This window comes from Micromonospora sp. NPDC050495 (genome assembly GCF_040655175.1).
GTDB lineage: Bacteria > Actinomycetota > Actinomycetes > Mycobacteriales > Micromonosporaceae > Micromonospora.
Genome location: NZ_JBFAJK010000003.1, coordinates 30,533 through 46,641 on the forward strand (window position 1 = coordinate 30,533; position 16,109 = coordinate 46,641).

At 75.3% G+C, this 16,109-nt stretch carries 12 protein-coding genes; 4 read left to right on the forward strand and 8 right to left on the reverse strand.

The genetic code is table 11. The features are described from left to right. Positions 1–150 precede the first annotated feature (150 nt). Positions 151–1,461, reverse strand: a complete 1,311-nt coding sequence (locus AB0I11_RS05355; RefSeq protein WP_357313786.1) for a pitrilysin family protein — start codon at positions 1,459–1,461, stop codon at positions 151–153. Positions 1,462–1,690: 229 nt separating this feature from the next. Between AB0I11_RS05355 and AB0I11_RS05360 the strand changes: the two genes are divergently transcribed. From AB0I11_RS05360 to AB0I11_RS05375, 4 genes are read left to right on the forward strand one after another with little or no spacing between them, the layout of a single operon-like run. Then, complete coding sequence (locus AB0I11_RS05360; protein WP_357314440.1) at positions 1,691–2,746, forward strand: ABC transporter substrate-binding protein; 1,056 nt, start codon at positions 1,691–1,693, stop codon at positions 2,744–2,746. Further along, a complete protein-coding gene (locus AB0I11_RS05365) occupies positions 2,743–3,522 on the forward strand; it encodes an ABC transporter ATP-binding protein (RefSeq protein ID WP_357313788.1) in 780 nt (259 codons plus the stop codon). Before AB0I11_RS05360 ends, AB0I11_RS05365 begins: the two co-directional genes overlap by 4 nt. Further along, the gene (locus AB0I11_RS05370; protein WP_357313791.1) at positions 3,512–4,396 is read left to right on the forward strand and encodes an ABC transporter permease; all 885 of its coding nucleotides are present in this window, start codon (positions 3,512–3,514) and stop codon (positions 4,394–4,396) included. The genes AB0I11_RS05365 and AB0I11_RS05370 overlap by 11 nt, the downstream gene beginning before the upstream one ends. A 3-nt stretch (positions 4,397–4,399) precedes the next feature. After that, complete coding sequence (locus AB0I11_RS05375; RefSeq protein WP_357313796.1) at positions 4,400–4,909, forward strand: Rrf2 family transcriptional regulator; 510 nt, start codon at positions 4,400–4,402, stop codon at positions 4,907–4,909. A gap of 135 nt (positions 4,910–5,044) precedes the next feature. On the opposite strand, the gene AB0I11_RS05380 is transcribed toward AB0I11_RS05375, so the two are convergent. The 7 genes from AB0I11_RS05380 to AB0I11_RS05410 all read right to left on the reverse strand — a co-directional run bounded on the left by AB0I11_RS05380 (position 5,045) and on the right by AB0I11_RS05410 (position 16,099). Then, on the reverse strand, positions 5,045–5,239 hold the full coding sequence (locus AB0I11_RS05380; protein WP_357313800.1) for a hypothetical protein: 195 nt from the start codon (positions 5,237–5,239) through the stop codon (positions 5,045–5,047). 183 nt (positions 5,240–5,422) lie between these two features. Next, on the reverse strand, positions 5,423–6,811 hold the full coding sequence (locus tag AB0I11_RS05385) for a DEAD/DEAH box helicase (protein ID WP_357313803.1): 1,389 nt from the start codon (positions 6,809–6,811) through the stop codon (positions 5,423–5,425). A gap of 219 nt (positions 6,812–7,030) precedes the next feature. Further along, the gene (locus AB0I11_RS05390) at positions 7,031–7,234 is read right to left on the reverse strand and encodes a cold-shock protein (protein WP_007464836.1); all 204 of its coding nucleotides are present in this window, start codon (positions 7,232–7,234) and stop codon (positions 7,031–7,033) included. A 203-nt stretch (positions 7,235–7,437) separates the two neighbouring features. Continuing rightward, positions 7,438–10,983 carry a UvrD-helicase domain-containing protein gene (locus AB0I11_RS05395; protein WP_357313806.1) on the reverse strand — a complete coding sequence of 1,182 codons (3,546 nt, stop codon included), beginning with the start codon at positions 10,981–10,983 and terminating at the stop codon, positions 7,438–7,440. Positions 10,984–11,029: 46 nt separating this feature from the next. Then, positions 11,030–14,536, reverse strand: a complete 3,507-nt coding sequence (locus tag AB0I11_RS05400) for an ATP-dependent DNA helicase (protein WP_357314443.1) — start codon at positions 14,534–14,536, stop codon at positions 11,030–11,032. A gap of 135 nt (positions 14,537–14,671) precedes the next feature. After that, complete coding sequence (locus AB0I11_RS05405) at positions 14,672–15,217, reverse strand: TIGR00730 family Rossman fold protein (protein WP_357313811.1); 546 nt, start codon at positions 15,215–15,217, stop codon at positions 14,672–14,674. A 3-nt stretch (positions 15,218–15,220) separates the two neighbouring features. Next, on the reverse strand, positions 15,221–16,099 hold the full coding sequence (locus AB0I11_RS05410) for a TIGR00730 family Rossman fold protein (protein WP_357313814.1): 879 nt from the start codon (positions 16,097–16,099) through the stop codon (positions 15,221–15,223). Positions 16,100–16,109: the final 10 nt, after the last annotated feature.

Here is a 16,109-nt window from a genome sequence, read left to right on the forward strand (position 1 = left end):
GGGCTCGCAAACCCGGCTCACTCCTCGCGCTCACCGTGCCGCCTTTCGTTCGCGACTGCGGGGCTCGCAAACCCGGCTCACTCCTCGCGCTCACCGTGCCGCCTTTCGTTCGCGACTGCGGGGCTCGCAAACCCGGCTCACTCCTCGCGCTCACCGCGCACCTCCGGCGATGACCTCGATGGCGGCGCGGCGCTGCGGCCGCAGGGTCGCGGCGGCGGCGCGGACCTGTTCCTCGGTCACCTCGCCGACCAGCCGGGGCAGGTCGTTGAGCAGGCCCGGCTCCCCGCGTTGCTGTTCCAGCACGGCCATCCGGAGCGCCCGGCCGAGCACCGCGTCGGTGTCCCGCAGCAGGTGGGTGGCCATCCGGGCCTGGGTGCGGGCCAGTTCCCCCTCGGTGAGCCCGTCGCTGGCCAGCCGGTCCAGTTCCTCGTCGACGGTACGCAGCACCTTGTCCACGTCGCCGCCGGGTGGCAGGTGGGCCTGGAGCAGCAGCGCGGTGGGGTCGCGGACGTCGAACGGGTCACCCATGAAGCCCAGGTAGCCGCCGAGGCTGGTGACCGTGCGGTCCCGCTGGACCAGCCGTTCGACCAGCCGGGACGCGTCCCCGTCGGTGAGCACCTCGGCCAGCACCACGTAGGGCAGGTAGCCGGCGAAGTCGGTCACCGGGTCGGGCACCCGCCAGGCGCCGGCCACCGCGGGCAGCGGCGCCAGCCGGTCGGTGTACGAGTGCCGCCGCTCGGCGGTGAGGTCGGGCTCGGCGAAGTCGGGCCGCCGCGGCGCGGGGCGGGCCGGCACGTCCCCGAAGTGCCGCTCGATCAGCCCGGTCGCCTCGGTCACGTCGATGTCGCCGCTGACCGCGAGGACCGCGTTGCCGCTGGCGTAGTAGCGGCGGAAGAAGTCGGCGGCGTCGGCCACGGTGGCCGACTCCAGGTCGTCGAACGAGCCGTAGCCGTCGTGGGCGTTGGGGAAGGTGTCGAACATCACCGGCGGCAGGGTCAGCCAGGGGAAGCCGCCGTACGGGCGGTTGAGCACGTTGACCCGGATCTCCTCCTTGACCACGTCGACCTGGTTGCGCAGGTTCTCCTCGGTCAGCCGGGGGCCGCGCATCCGGTCGGCCTCCAGGAAGAGCGCCCGTTCCAGGGCGTTGCTCGGCAGCGTCTCGAAGTAGTCGGTGTAGTCCAGGTGGGTGGAGCCGTTGAAGGTGCCGCCGGCGCCCTGGACGTGGCGGAAGTGGGCGAGCTTCTCCAGGTTCTCCGAGCCCTGGAACATCAGGTGCTCGAAGAGGTGGGCGAAGCCGGTGCGCCCCTCGGGTTCGGAGCGGATGCCGACGTCGTAGACCACCGCCACTCCGATGACCGGGGCGCTGCGGTCGGGGGTGAGCACCACCCGCAGGCCGTTGTCGAGGGTGAACCGCTCGACCGGGTATTTCGTCGCTGGAATGCTGGCTCTCCGCGTCGGCACGTCCTCGACCCTAACGCGCCGGCACCGGCCGCACCGGCGGTGTGCCCGGGTGCCCGGTCCGGCCCGGCCGGCGGCGGCCCGACCGAGGCCGCTTACTCCACTAATCAGGTGGGAATTGCCGAGATTTCCCAGGGCCGCTGTCCCGGATCGTGGATGGGTCTTGACGCCGCTCACCAACTGTCCCACTCTTCCTACCAACTAAGTAGGAATACTGTGGATTGGAATCATGATGAGACAGCTTCCGTTCCGCCGGCTGGTCTCCCTCGCCACCCTCGCCGTGGTCGGCGCGGCCACCCTGGGCACCAGCGCGGCCTGCGGCGACGACGCCGGTGGTGACGCCGGCCCGGTGACGCTGCGCCTCGGCTACTTCCCGAACATCACCCACGCGCCCGCGCTGGTCGGCGTCGAGAAGGGCATCTTCGCCCAGCAGCTCGGCAGCGACGTCACGCTGGAGACCAAGACGTTCAACGCCGGCCCGGCCGCCATCGAGGCGGTCTTCTCCGGCGCGCTCGACGCCACGTACATCGGTCCGAACCCGACCGTGAACGCCTTCTCCAAGTCCAAGGGCGAGGCCGTCCGGGTCATCTCCGGCGCCGCGTCCGGCGGCGTCGCGCTGGTGGTGAAGCCCGAGATCACCTCGGTGGAGCAGCTGCGCGGCAAGAAGATCGCCACCCCGCAGCTCGGCAACACCCAGGACGTGGCGCTGCGCTTCTGGCTCAAGGAGAAGGGCCTGCGGACCACCAAGGAGGGCGGTGGCGACGTCAAGGTCGTCCCGCAGGAGAACGCGCAGACCGTCGAGACCTTCGGCAGCGGCGCCATCGACGGCGCCTGGGTGCCCGAGCCGTTCGTCTCCCGGCTGCTCAACGCCGGCGGCAAGGTGCTGGTCGACGAGCGCGACCTCTGGCCGGACAAGAAGTTCGTCATCACCAACCTGCTGGTCAGCACCGCGTTCCTCAAGGCGCACCCGGACGTGGTGAAGAAGCTGGTCGAGGGACAGGTCGCGGCGAACGAGTTCGTCAACACCAAGCCGGACGAGGCGCAGCAGGCCATCTCCGACCACATCGGCAAGATCACCGGCAAGCCGCTGGACCTCAAGCTGATCAAGCAGGCCTGGCCGACGTTGGAATTCACCAACGACCCGATCGCGTTGTCGCTGAAGACCGGCCTGGACCACGCGGTCGCGGTCGGGCTGACCCAGCCGGTCGACCTCGACGGGCTGTACGACCTGACGTACCTCAACGACGTGCTCAAGGCCCGGGGCCGGCCCGAGGTCACCCAGCCATGACGTCGACCACGACGGCACCGCGCAGCGCGACCGGCTCGGTCGCGCTCCGCGGCGTCACCAAGGTGTACGGCCAGGGCGACCAGGCCGTCCTGGCGCTGGACGAGGTGTCGCTCGACGTCGAGCCGGGCGAGTTCGTCTGCCTCGTCGGCGCCTCCGGCTGCGGCAAGAGCACCCTGCTCAACCTGGTCGCCGGGCTGGACCGGGTCAGCGGTGGCCGGATCGAGCTGGGCGACGGCGTCAACCCGGGCCTGATGTTCCAGGAGTCCGCCCTCTTCCCGTGGCTCACCGTCGAGGCCAACGTCGAGGTGCCGCTCCGGCTGCGCCAGCTGCCCCGGGCCGAGCGCCGGGCCAAGGTCGCCGAGCTGCTGCGTACGGTCCACCTGGCCGACTTCGGGCGCAAGCGCCCGCACCAGCTCTCCGGCGGCATGCGGCAGCGCGTCGCGCTGGCCCGCACCCTCGCCCTGGACACCCCGGTCCTGCTGATGGACGAGCCGTTCGGCGCGCTCGACGCGATGACCCGGGACATCCTCCACGACGAGCTGGAACGGATCTGGTCCGAGCGGAAGCTCACCGTGCTCTTCGTGACCCACAACGTGCGCGAGGCGGCCCGGCTCGCCGACCGGATCATCCTGCTCTCCAGCCGGCCCGGCCGGATCATCTGGTCCACCCGGGTCGACGTGCCCCGGCCCCGGCGGATCGACTCCCCGGAGGTCGCGACCATCGCCGCCGAGGTCACCGACCGGTTGCGTACGGAGGTGGGCCGCCATGGCCAGTGACACGCTCAGCGGCGCCCCCCGTACCGACGCGGAACTCTCCGGCCTGGACGCCCTGGAGATCGCCGGCCGGCAGAAGACAACCACCCGGGCCGCCCGGCTCTGGTCGGCCACCTGGCCGAAGCTGGCCGCGCTGGCCATCGCGCTCGGCGCGTGGCAGCTGGTGGTCTGGAGCGGCTGGAAGCCGGAGTACTCCCTGCCCGGCCCGGTCACCGTCGGGCAGGAACTGCTCCGCCAGGCCGGCACCGACCAGCTCTGGCAGGGCATCGCCACCACGCTGCGCCGCGCCGCCGTCGGGTACCTCTTCTCGGTCGGCGTCGGCCTGCTGATCGGACTCGCGGTGGCCCGGTCCCGGGTGCTGCGCGCGGCCATCGGCTCGATGATCACGGCGTTGCAGACGATGCCCTCCATCGCCTGGTTCCCGCTGGCCATCCTGCTCTTCGAGCTGAGCGAGAAGGCGATCTTCTTCGTGGTGGTGCTCGGCGCCGCCCCGTCCATCGCCAACGGGGTGATCAGCGGCGTCGACTACGTCCCGCCGCTGCTGGTGCGGGCCGGCCGCAACCTCGGCGCCCGCGGCCTGAACCTCTACCGGTACGTCATCGCGCCGGCCGCGCTACCGGCCATCGTGGCCGGACTCAAGCAGGGCTGGGCGTTCTCCTGGCGCAGCCTGATGGCCGGTGAGCTGATCGTGGTGGGCATCTCGACCAGCTCGCTGGGCGCCCAGCTGACCTACGCCCGCGAGCTGTCCGACGCGCCGTGGCTGCTCGGCACCATGATCGTCATCCTGGTGGTGGGGCTGCTGGTGGACGCCGCCTTCGGCGCGGCCGACAAGGCGATCCGCCGCCGGTGGGGCGTGCTGGACCAGGGCGGTTCCTGACCCGTGTACGTCTCCGCGCGGGCCGACTACGCGCTGCGGGCCATGCTCGCCGTCGCCGCCGGATCTCCCGCCGCCGGATCTGCCGGCGCAGGATCTGCCGGCGCAGGATCTGCCGGCGCAGGATCTGCCGGCGCAGGATCTGCCGGCGCCGGGGGGTCCGGCGGCGAGCTGGTCAAGGCCGGCAGCCTGGCCGAGAGCCAGGACATCCCGCTCAGCTTCCTTCAGGGCATCCTGCTCGACCTGCGCCGGGCCGGGCTGCTGCACAGCCATCGCGGCACCGAGGGCGGCTACGCCCTCAGCCGCCCGGCCGGGGAGATCAGCGTCGGGGACGTCCTGCGCGCGGTCGGCGGGGCGCTGACCAGCGTCCGAGGTCTGCCGCTGGACCGCGCCGGCTACCACGGCGTGGCGACCGGGCTGCACGACGTGTGGCTGGCGGTCGACGGCGCGGTCGCCCTGGTGGTCGACCGGACCAGCCTGGCCGACCTGCTGCGGGACCGGACCGCCGCGCCCTGAGCCGGGACCGGTGCGCCCTGAACCGGGACCGCCGCGCCCTGAGCCGGGACCGGTGCGCCCTGAACCGGGACCGCCGCGCCCTGAGCGGGCGGGATCGGGCCGTGGGTGCGACGCGGCCCGGTCGACGCCGTCCGGTCAGCTCCGGGTCGGCTCGTCGGCCCCGCCGGCCGGGCTGTGCACCTCGACGAGCCCGGCCCGCGGCGCGCCGCCCCCGGAGTCCGCGGGCCAGGGGCCGAACGCCGCCACCACCGCGAGCAACAGCCCGACCATGGCGACCGCGACGACCAGCAGCAGTTCACGCAGCGCCGCCGAGCCGGCATCCCCCGTCATGCCCACCCCTCCCGGGTCCGGCCCCCCGGCCCGACCACGTTCCCCCGGGTCCAGAATCGACGGGGTCGAGCCCGGGGACAGTCGCCCATCGGACCCGACCGCCGCTGATTGCCGACTCAGTTCACCGTGGCGGCGCGGCCGGTGGCACCCGGCTCAGGCGGTACGCGGCCGGTGGCACCCGGCTCAGGCGGTACGCGGCCGCGCCGGGCGACGACGCCGCCCGGACGGCCGGTGCGCCGGACGCGGGGTGGCGTCGGTCGCCTCGGCACCCGGGCCGGGAACGGCTACCCGACCCGAGCCGGTGCTGACCCGGCCGCCGTTGCCGGCCGCCCGACGCCCCCGGGGCGCCCCGGACCGACCGGCGGGCGCGGCCGCAGCGGCCACGATCGTGACCGGCACGCCGGACGGCTCCCGCGCCCCGGTGACCCGGGCCAGCTCCGCGTCGCCCGGCCGCACCTGCGCGGTCCGCGGGCTGATCCCGGCCACGGTCATCAGCCGCGAGACGTCCCGGCGCTGCTCCGGCAGGACCAGCGTGACCACGGTGCCGGACTCCCCGGCCCGCGCGGTACGCCCGCCCCGGTGCAGGTAATCCTTCGCCTCGGTCGGCGGGTCCACGTTGACCACCATGTCCAGCCCGTCCACGTGGATGCCCCGGGCCGCCACGTCGGTGGCCACCAGCGCGGTCACCTGACCGGTCCGGAACTGCTCCAGGATCCGGGTGCGCTGCGGCTGCGACTTGCCACCGTGCAGCGCGGCGGCGCGTACGCCCTTGGCGAGCAACTGGCGGGCGAGCCGGTCGGCGCGGTGCTTGGTCCCCATGAAGAGGATGGTGCGGCCCTCCCGGGCGGCGATCTGGGTCAGCGCCGCCGGCTTGTCGACCGCGTCGACGTGCAGCACGTGGTGGGTCATCGCGGTCACCGTCGCGGTGCCGGGATCGACCGAGTGCGACACCGGCCGGGTCAGGAAGCGGCGGACCAGCTTGTCCACGCCACCGTCCAGGGTGGCGGAGAAGAGCATCCGCTGGCCGTCCGGCGCGACCTGCTCCAGCAGCTTGGTGACCTGCGGCAGGAAGCCCATGTCGGCCATCTGGTCGGCCTCGTCGAGCACGGTGATCGCCACCTCGCCCAGCCGGGCGTCACCGCGGTTGATCAGGTCGTGCAGCCGGCCGGGGGTGGCCACGACCACCTCGGCGCCGGCCCGCAGCGCGTCCGCCTGCCGTTGCAGCGACAGGCCGCCCACGACGGTCGCGCAGCGCAGCCCGACCGCACGGGCGTACGGGGCGAGCGCGGTGGTCACCTGCTGGGCCAGCTCACGGGTCGGCACCAGCACGAGGGCCAGCGGGCGGCCCGGGCGGGCCCGGCGGCCGGCGGTACGGGACAGCAGCGGCAACCCGAACGCGAGGGTCTTGCCCGAGCCGGTACGACCTCGGCCGAGCACGTCCCGGCCGGCCAGCGAGTCCGGCAGGGTGGCCGCCTGGATCGGGAACGGCTCGGTGATGCCCTGCGCCGACAGCTCGGCGAGCAGCGCGGGTGCCAGGCCCGTCGCGGCGAACGTGGGAACGGTCATGGTCATGCAGAAATGCCTTCCTCGACGCGGCACGTGTCGAGGGAGGCGCCGGAAGCGGCGCTGTCGACCGGCGGACTCGTCCGCCGGGACTCACAAGCACGAACCGAAGGGGGTACGGGCCGGCCCGCCGCCGCGCGCCACCCGCCGGAGCGGGGGCGGCGCGGCGGACCGGACCCGTCACCGCGCCCTGAGGGGCGCGGTGGATGGTGCTGGGTGATCCGAAGATCAGAGCGGGCGGATGTTCTCCGCCTGCGGGCCCTTCTGGCCCTGGGTCACCTCGAACTCGACCCGCTGGTTCTCGTCCAGGCTCCGGTAGCCGGAGGACTGGATCGCCGAGAAGTGGGCGAAGACGTCGGCGCCGCCGCCGTCCGGGGTGATGAAGCCGAAGCCCTTGTCAGCGTTGAACCACTTGACGGTGCCAATTGCCATGTGTTTCGTCTCCTTGACGGAACGGTCGGTCCCGCACCTGTTGCGGGACCGGGAGAGGAGCACGCCGCGCGGGGATCGCGCGGGTGCTTGTCGCTGCTGGTCGCCCCGTCCGGAGAACTCCGGACACAACAAAGTGCGCCTGGGGCTACAATCCGCCAGGCGCACACAGAGTCTCTGGAAACCAAAACTGCAACGTGCTTAACCTACCACAGATCACGCGGCGCGGGGCGGTTCGGGGAACTTTCCGGCACGCCGGCGATCAACGCGGTCAGCCCACCGGCGTCGAGCAGGTCCGCCGGCCGCACGGTGGCCCCCTCCCGGACGTAGTGGAACGCCGCGCCCACCCGCTCCACCGGCACCCCGGCCAGCTCGGCCCAGGCCAGCCGGTAGACGGCCAGCTGCACGGCCGCCGCCTCGGCCGCCGGACCGGTGGGCTGCCGGCCGGTCTTCCAGTCGACCACGTCGTACCGGCCGCCGGGGCGGGCGAAGACGGCGTCCATCCGGCCCCGGACCACCACGCCGGCGATCACTGTGGCGAAGGGCACTTCCACCTCCACCGGCATCCGGTCGGCCCACTCGCTGGCCAGGAAGCGCTCCTGCAGCTCGACGAGGGCCTCGTCCGGCGCCGCGTCGTCGTCCGCCGCGCCGGGCAACTCGTCCACGTCGAGCAGCCGGTCCGCGCCGAAGCGCTGCTCCAGCCAGGCGTGGAAGGCGGTGCCCCGGCGGGCGTACGGGCTGGGCTCGGCGGGCATCGGGCGGCGCAGCGCCCGGGCCAGCGCCTCCGGGTCGCGGCGCAGCGCCACCAGCTGGGTCACCGACAGGTGGCCGGGCAGCGGCACCTCGACCGCCTCGGCCACGCGCAGCAGCTCGGCGCGTTCGGCGAGCAGCAGGTCCGCCTCCCGCCGCCAGCGCGCCACCTCGGGATCACCCCCGGGCCTGCCGTCCGGCTCAGCGGCCTGGCCGGGCCCGCCGGCCGGCTCAGCGGCCTGGCCCGGCCCGCCGTCCGGCTCAGCGGACTGGACCGGCGGGCCGTCCGGTGCCACGGCGTGGCCGGGCGGGGCGTCGGGCCGGGGCGCGGGGGCGGCTGACAACAGCGCCTCCTCGCGGCGGGCCGCGTCCGGGTCGGCGAGGTAGCGGCGGACCAGGGCGGCGGCCCCGGTCAGCACCGGGCGGCGGGCGCCGAGCGGGTCGGCCGGCCACTCGGCCCGGAGCACCACCTCGGTGGTCGGGTTCACCGCGTCGCCGGCCGGCTCCGGGGCCCACCCGTCGACCAGGTGCCCGGCCCCGCCGTCCAGGCAGGCGTCGTGCACCTCCCGCAGGAACACCGACGGGCCACGGAACTTCCTGGTCCCCTCCCCCCACCAGTAGCCGGAACAGAGCAGCAGCCGCCGGGGGCGGGTCACCGCCACGTACGCCAGCCGGCGCTCCTCCCGCTCGTCGTGCGCCCGCCAGGCGTCGGTGAAGTCCTCCAGCGCCCGGGCCACCCCGCGCTGGTCCTCGGCCCCGGCCAGGCCCAGCTCGGGCAGCCCGTCGACGTCACCACGCAGCGGGAACGGCAGCACGCCCAGCCCACCCAGCCAGTGGTCGGAGTTGCGCACCGGCCCCGGCCAGACGCCCCGGGTGAGCCCCGCCACCGACACCACGTCCCACTCCAGGCCCTTGGCGGCGTGCGCGGTGAGGATCTGCACGGCGCCCTCCACCACCTCGACCTCGCCGGGGGTGAGGCCGCGCTCCTCGTCCTCGGCGGCGGCCAGGTAGGCGAGAAAGCCGGCCAGGGTCGCGCCCGGCGTCTCGCCGGAGAACCGGGCCGCCACGTCGCCGAGCGCGTCCAGGTGGCCGCGGGCCAGGCCGGCGTCGCCGGTGCCGTCCCGGCCGGCCCGGACCGCCACCTCCACGTCCAGGCCGATGGTCCGCTCGATGTCGGCGATCAGCTCCGGCAGGGACTGGTCCAGCCGGTAGCGCAGCAGCGCCAGTTCCATCCCGTACGCGCGCAGCCGCGCGTACCCCTCCGCCGAGTACGCCTGCGGCGGGCCTGGATCGGCCAGCGCCTCGACCAGCGTCGCCTCGTCGAGCGCGTCCACGGTGATCTCCGGACCGTCGTCGGCGGTCAGCTCGCGGCGGGCCCGGGCGGTCGCCTTCGCCCGCCGGTGCAGGGCGACCAGGTCACGCGGACCGATCCGCCAACGCGCCCCGGTGAGCAGCCGCAGCAGGGCCGCCCCGTCGGTGGGGTCGGCGAGCACCCGCAGCGTGCAGACCACGTCCCGGACCTCGGGGGTGTCCAGCAGGCCGCCCAGTCCCACCACGTCGACCGGCAGCCCCCGGGCGCGCAGCGCGGACTCGATCGCCGGGATCTGGCTGCGCAACCGGACCAGCACGGCGGTGGTGGGGCGCTGCGGTACCGGGATGTGCTCGGGCAGCGCGCCGGGCATCCTGGCCGCGCCGCGCCAGACGGCCAGCACGCTGTCGGCGATCCACTCGGCCTCGTCGGCGTACGTCTCCAGCAGCGCGCAGTGCACGGTGCCGGCGGCCCGGCCGCCGGGGCTGCGGTGCGGGATCGGTTCGCGGACGCTCAGCGCCGCGTGCAGCTCCGGCACCCGCGCGCCGGCCGCCCGCAGCGGCACCGACAGCGCGTTGGCGACGCCGAGGATCTCCGGCCGGTTGCGCCAGCTCGTGGTGAGGCCGAGCACCTGCGCCGGGGTGCCGTCGGCGCGAGCGAACTCGGTGGGGAACCGGTCGAGCGTGCCGGCGCTGGCCCCCCGCCAGCCGTAGATGGACTGGCAGGGGTCGCCCACCGCGGTGACCGGGTGCCCGCCGCCGAAGAGCGCGTTGAGGAGCACCACCTGGGCGTGGCTGGTGTCCTGGTACTCGTCGAGCAGCACCACCCGGAACCGGTCCCGCTCGATCACCCCGACGCCGGGGTGGTCACGGGCCACCCGGGCCGCCCGGGCGAGCTGGTCGGCGAAGTCCATCGCCTCGAAGTCGTCCTTGCGCCGGGCGTACGCGCGGACCAGCGGGAGCAGCTTGAGCCGGGTCCGCTGGAGCTGCAACGCCTTCCGGACGTCGGCGTAGACCCGGCCGGGGCGGGACTGCACGTCGGCGAAGAACCGGCCGGTCCAGGCGGCCAGGTCGTCCGGGTCGACCAGGTGCTCGTCCAGCTCGCCGGCGAGTGCCAGCACGGCGTCGGTGATGGTCGACGGCATCCGGTCCACCTCGGACATGTCCCCGTCGTAGTTGCGTACCAGCAGGTCGACGAGCTGCCAGCGGGACGCCTCGGTGAGCAGCCGGGTGGTCGGCTCGTACCCGGCGCGCAGCCCGTGCTCGGTGACGATCCGCCCGGCGTAGGAGTGGTAGGTGGAGACGGTCGGCTCGCCCGCCAGGGGGTCGTCGTGCGGGTCCCGTCCGGCCCGGCCGAGCCGGCGGATGAGCTGGTCGAGCCGGGTGCGTACCCGGTGCGCCAGCTCGCCGGCGGCCTTGCGGGTGAAGGTGAGGCCGAGCACCTGCTCGGGCCGGACGTAGGAGTTGGCGACCAGCCAGACCACCCGGGCCGCCATCGTCTCGGTCTTGCCCGAACCCGCGCCCGCGACCACCAGCAGCGGCTCGACCGGGGCCGCGATGATCGCCGCCTGCTCCCGGGTGGGCGCCGGCAGCCGCAGCAGCTTCGCCAGTTCGACCGGCGTGTAGCGGGGGCCGGCGTCGGCGGCGCGCGGCGCCGGGGCGGCGCTGCCGAACAGGGTGGGCTGGGTCGTCACGGCGCCTTCCCGGTTCGCGGCTGCGGGGCTCGCAGGTCCGGCTCGGTCACGGCTGCTCCGTCGGTGGCTCGACCACCTGGCGGCCCTGGCCGGAGACCGGGCAACTGGTCCGGACCGGGCAGACCCGGCACTTCGAGTTGGCGACCGCCGCGAAGGTCGCGGCGGCCATCGTATCGGCGGTGCGCCGGACCAGCGCGGTGGCCCAGCCGGCCTCGGGCCCCTCCCCGGCGGCGGCCTGGGTCTGCTCCCGGGCGTCCTTCGCCCCGGTGCCGAGCTGCACCAGGGCGGCACCGCCGGGCTCGTCGCCGAACTCGGCGAACGCGCCCGCCTCCACCGCCGCCTGGTACGCCCCGAGCTGCGGGTGCTCGGCGACCTCCCGCTCGGTGACCGCCGTCGACTTGCCGGTCTTCAGGTCGATCACCACGAGCCGGCCGTCCTCGTCCACCTCCAGCCGGTCCACCCGCCCGGTCAGCTCCACCGGCCGGGCCGGGTCGTCCAGCCGGACGGCGAACTCGTGCTCGATGGCGAGCAGCCGGCGCGGGTTGCCGGCCAGCCAGCGCAGCAGCTTGTCCACCATGGCCTCGGCCCGCTGCCGTTCCGGGCCGACCATCCAGCGGGCGGCCAGCTCGATCGCGTCGAACCGGGCGGCCACGTATTCCAGCAGGGTGCCCCGGTCGACGCTGGCGTCCTCGGCCAGCATCGCGGCGGCGTGCACCAGGTTGCCGACGCCCTGCGCGGCGCTGGCCGGCGCGCTGCCGCCGTGCCGTTCCAGCAGCCAGCGCAGGCTGCACCGGAGCGCGCTCTCCATCGCCGACGGGGTGACCTTCACCGGCTCGCCCTCGTCGACCAGCGGCCGGTCGTCGGAGAGGCCGCGCAGCCCCCACCAGTCGTCCGGGTGCGCGCCGGGCACCCCGGCGGCGGCCAGCCGGGCCAGCTCGGCCGCCGCGGCGCGCCGCCGGGTGATCGGTGCCGCCGGGTCGGTGACCGCGGTACGCAGCTCCGCCACCAGCGCGGAGAGGGTGAGCCCGCGCGGCGGCAGGGTCACCGGAAGCGCGCCGGGCAGCCCGTCCTGCGGATCGTCGTCGCCGGTCGGCACCGGCCCCTCCGTCGGCTGCGGCGGCGACACGGCCAGCGCGGCACCGTCGCCGGGGCCGGGCGGGACGGGGCCGGGCGGGACCGGGCCACCACCCCCGCCCACGGCGGGCGGGTCGGTGGCGGCCAGCTCGTGCAGGAAGCGGCTGGGCTGCTCCTCGTGGTCGTCGCCACCGACCGCGGCCGAGGCGACCGCGCTGACCAGCAGCCGGTGCCGGGCCCGGCTGACCGCGACGTGGAAGAGCCGGCGCTCCTCGTCGAGCAGGGCCGAGGTCTGCCCGACCAGGCTGGCCCGTACGCCGGTGCCGTCGGCCCGGCCGGCGAGCACGTCGACCAGCCGTTCCGAGCCGAGCAGGCTGCCGCGCAGCCGCAGGTCCGGCCAGACGCCCTCCTGCACCCCGGCGACCGCCACGAGGTCCCACTCCAGGCCCTTCGCGGCGTGCGCGGTGAGCAGGCGGACCGCGTCGCCTCGGTCGGCGCCGGCGGCCAGGGTGTCCGCCGGCAGGTCCTGGCCGAGCACGTGGTCGAGGAAGACCTCGGTCCGGGCGCCGGGCAGCCGGTCGGTGAAGCGGGCCGCCGCGTCGAAGAGGACCAGCACCGCGTCGAGGTCCCGGTCGGCGGCCTCGGCCCGCCAGCGCTGCGCGGTCTCGTGCTCCCCGGTGGCCTCCCGGCCCCGGGTGATCGCGCCGGCCCAGCGTTCGGCCAGGCCGCTGTCCCGCCACACCGCCCAGAGCACGTCCTCGGCGGTGGCCCCCGGGGTCGCCGCGGCCGTCCGGGCGGTGGCGAGCAGCCGGGCCACCGCCTGGGCCGGCGCGGCCCAGCGCCGCTGCACGGTGTCCAGGTCGGCGGGGTCGCGCAGCGCCTCGACGATCAGCTCGCCGGAGGGGCGGCGGTCGCCGGCGGCCAGCGCGAGCGCGCGCAGCCCTTGGCGCAGCCGGCGCTCGGCGAGCGGGTCGGCGCCGCCGAGCGGCGAGTGCAGCAGCGCGACCGCCGCCTCCTCGTCCAGCCGGTCGGGTTCGAGGGCGCAGCGCAGCAGGAGCAGCAGCGGCGCCACCCCGGGTTGGAGGTGCAGCGGCAGGTCCTCGCCGTGCACCACGGTCGGCACCCCGGCGGTGTGCAGGGCGCGTTGCAGCGACGGCAGCTGCCGGCCGGTGGAGCGGACCAGCACCGCCATCCGCGACCAGGGCACCCCGTCGAGCAGGTGCGCCTCGCGCAGGGCATGGGCCAGCCAGGCGGACTCGCTGGTGGCGGAGCGGAAGGTGCGGACCTCGACGGCGCCGGGCGGGGCGTCCGGCAGGGGGCGCAGTCGCCGGTGCGCCGCCGGGCCGCGCAGCCGGCGGGCCAGCCGCGCGGTCGCCGCCAGCAGCACCGGCCCGGTCCGGTAGGAGGTGGTCAGCGTGACCTGGGCGGCCGGCGCCCCGGAGGCGGTCCGGAACCGGTGCGGGAAGGTGCCCACCCCGGCCGGGTCGGCGCCGCGGAACGCGTACGTGGAGGAGTCCGGGTCGGCGAAGGCGACCAGGGGCTTGCCCCCGCCGGCGATGACGGCGAGCAGGTCGAGCTGGGCGGGGTCGGTGTCGGCCAGCTCGTCGACGTAGACGTGGGCCAGCCGGCGGCGCTCCGCCGCCAGCAGCTCCGGATCGTCGCGCAGCATGCCGGTGGCGGCGCGGACCAGCTCGGCCGGGTCGTACGCGATGGAGCCGCGGTTGCTGACGTCGCGCAGGGCGAGCACGGCGACGTACTCGCGCAGGAAGCGGGCGGCGGCCGGCCAGTCCTCCCGGCCCAGCTTCTCGCCCAGCCGGGCCAGCTCCACCGGGCCGACGCCCCGCTCGGCGGCGCGCATCAGCAGGTCGCGCAGTTGCTGGGCGAACGCCCGGGTGCGCAGCGCGGGGCGCAGGTCCTCCGGCCAGCCGACCGGGTCGTCGCCGGGCTCCTCGCCCACCACGTCGAGCAGCTCGCGGATGATGAGGTCCTGCTCGGGGCCGGTGAGCAGCCGGGGCGACGGCTCGCCACGCTCGGCGGCGGCCCGGCGCAGCAGGCCGAACGCGTACGCCGGGAAGGTCCGCACCAGCGGCTCGCGGACCACCCGGTGCCCGTCGCCGGCGATCCGCGCCTCGATCCGGTGCCGCAGCTCGGTGGCGCCGCGCCGGCCGAAGGTGAGCACCAGGACCCGTTCCGGGTCGACGCCCTCGGCGACCCGGGCGGCGACCGCCTCGACCAGGGTGCTGGTCTTGCCGGTGCCGGGACCGCCGACGACCAGCATCGGCCCGGCGGTGTGCGCGACGACCTCGGCCTGCACCGGGTCGGGGCGACGCGGGTGTGCGGCATCGACCGCCGACCCCCCGGATCGCGGCTCCGCACCGGCCGGCCCCTCGGACCGGCCACCCCCCTGCCCCGCCCCGCCGGAGTGGACGACCCCCGTCCCCACCCCGCCGGACCGGCGCACCAACCGGAACGCCTGCATCACGGACATCCCACCACGCCGGTACGACAGCGGGAACCACCCACCACCCCCGTGGTGCCCCGGTTCCCGCCGATCAGGAGGGTCGGGCCGGTGGCGGAGCTCCAGCACGCCGTCGACCGCGGGATCGGGCGACGGTCAGCCGAGGTGGGTGTCGAGCAGGTCGAGGGCCGCCGGGACGGTCGGGGCGACCATGAGCAGGCCGAGGCCGGCGGGCTTGAGGAAGTTGCGGTCGGCCAGCGTACGCAGCCAGTCCAGCAGCGGGCGGTAGAAGCCGTCGGCATCGACCAGCACCATCGGCTTGTCGTGCAGGGCCAGCGTGGCGGTGGTCCAGACCTCGAACAGCTCGTCCAGGGTGCCCAGGCCGCCGGGCAGCGCCACGAAGGCGTCCGACTTCTCGATCATGAGGGTCTTGCGGCTGGCCATCCCGTCGGTCACCAGCAGTTCGTCCGAGGCCAGGTCGGCGACCTCCAGGTCGACCAGCGCCTGCGGGATCACCCCGAGGGTGCGCCCACCGGCGCTCCGCGCGCCGTCGGCCACCGCGCCCATCATCCCCACGCAGCCGCCGCCGCTGACCAGCACGTGACCGCGCCGGGCCAGCTCGGCGCCGGTCTGGGCGGCCAGCTCGAGCCAGCGGGCGTCGAGGGTACGGGACGACGCGCAGAACACGCAGACGGCGGCCACGCCTCAGCGCTCCCCGGCGCGCCGCGCCCCGGGCCCTTCCGGCCCGGCCTCGGCGGCGGCCTGCTGGTCGGCGGCGACCCGGGCGACCGCCTCCTCGCGGACCGCCTCCTGCTCGGCGGAGAGCACCGCCTCGGCCTCGACGATGTGCCGCACCGCCTCGTTGACGTCGTCGGTGAGGCAGATCAGGTCCAGGTCCGTCGGGCCGATCTTGCCCTCAACCGCCATCGTGTCGCGCAGCCAGTCGAGCAGCCCGCGCCAGTAGTCGACGCCCATCAGCACCACCGGGAACCGGGTGACCTTGCCGGTCTGCACCAGGGTGAGCGCCTCGAACAGCTCGTCCATCGTGCCGAAGCCGCCAGGCAGCACCACGAAGGCCTGGGCGTACTTGACGAACATGGTCTTGCGGGCGAAGAAGTAGCGGAAGTCGATGGCCAGGTCGACCCAGTCGTTGAGGCCCTGCTCGAACGGCAACTCGATGCCGAGCCCGACGGAGAGCCCGCCCGCCTCGCCGGCACCCCGGTTGGCCGCCTCCATCACGCCGGGGCCGCCGCCGGTGATCACCGCAAACCCGGCCCGGGCCAGCGCGCCGCCCAACTCCTCGGCCAGCCGGCACTCCGGGCTGTCCGGCAGGCTGCGGGCGGAACCGAAGACGCTGACCGCGGGCGGCAGGTCGGCGAGGGTGTCGAAGCCCTCGACGAACTCGGACAGGATGCGCAGCGCCCGCCAGGCGTCCTTGGTCTTCCAGTCGCCCCGGCCCCGGGAGTCCAGCAGCCGCTGGTCCGCGGTGCTGGTCGGGATCGCCCGGTTGCGCAGCGTCACGGCACCCCGGTGCCGCTCCCCGCCCGGGCCGCGACCGGGCTGCCGCCCGTTGCTCTGACTCATGCAGCCACCG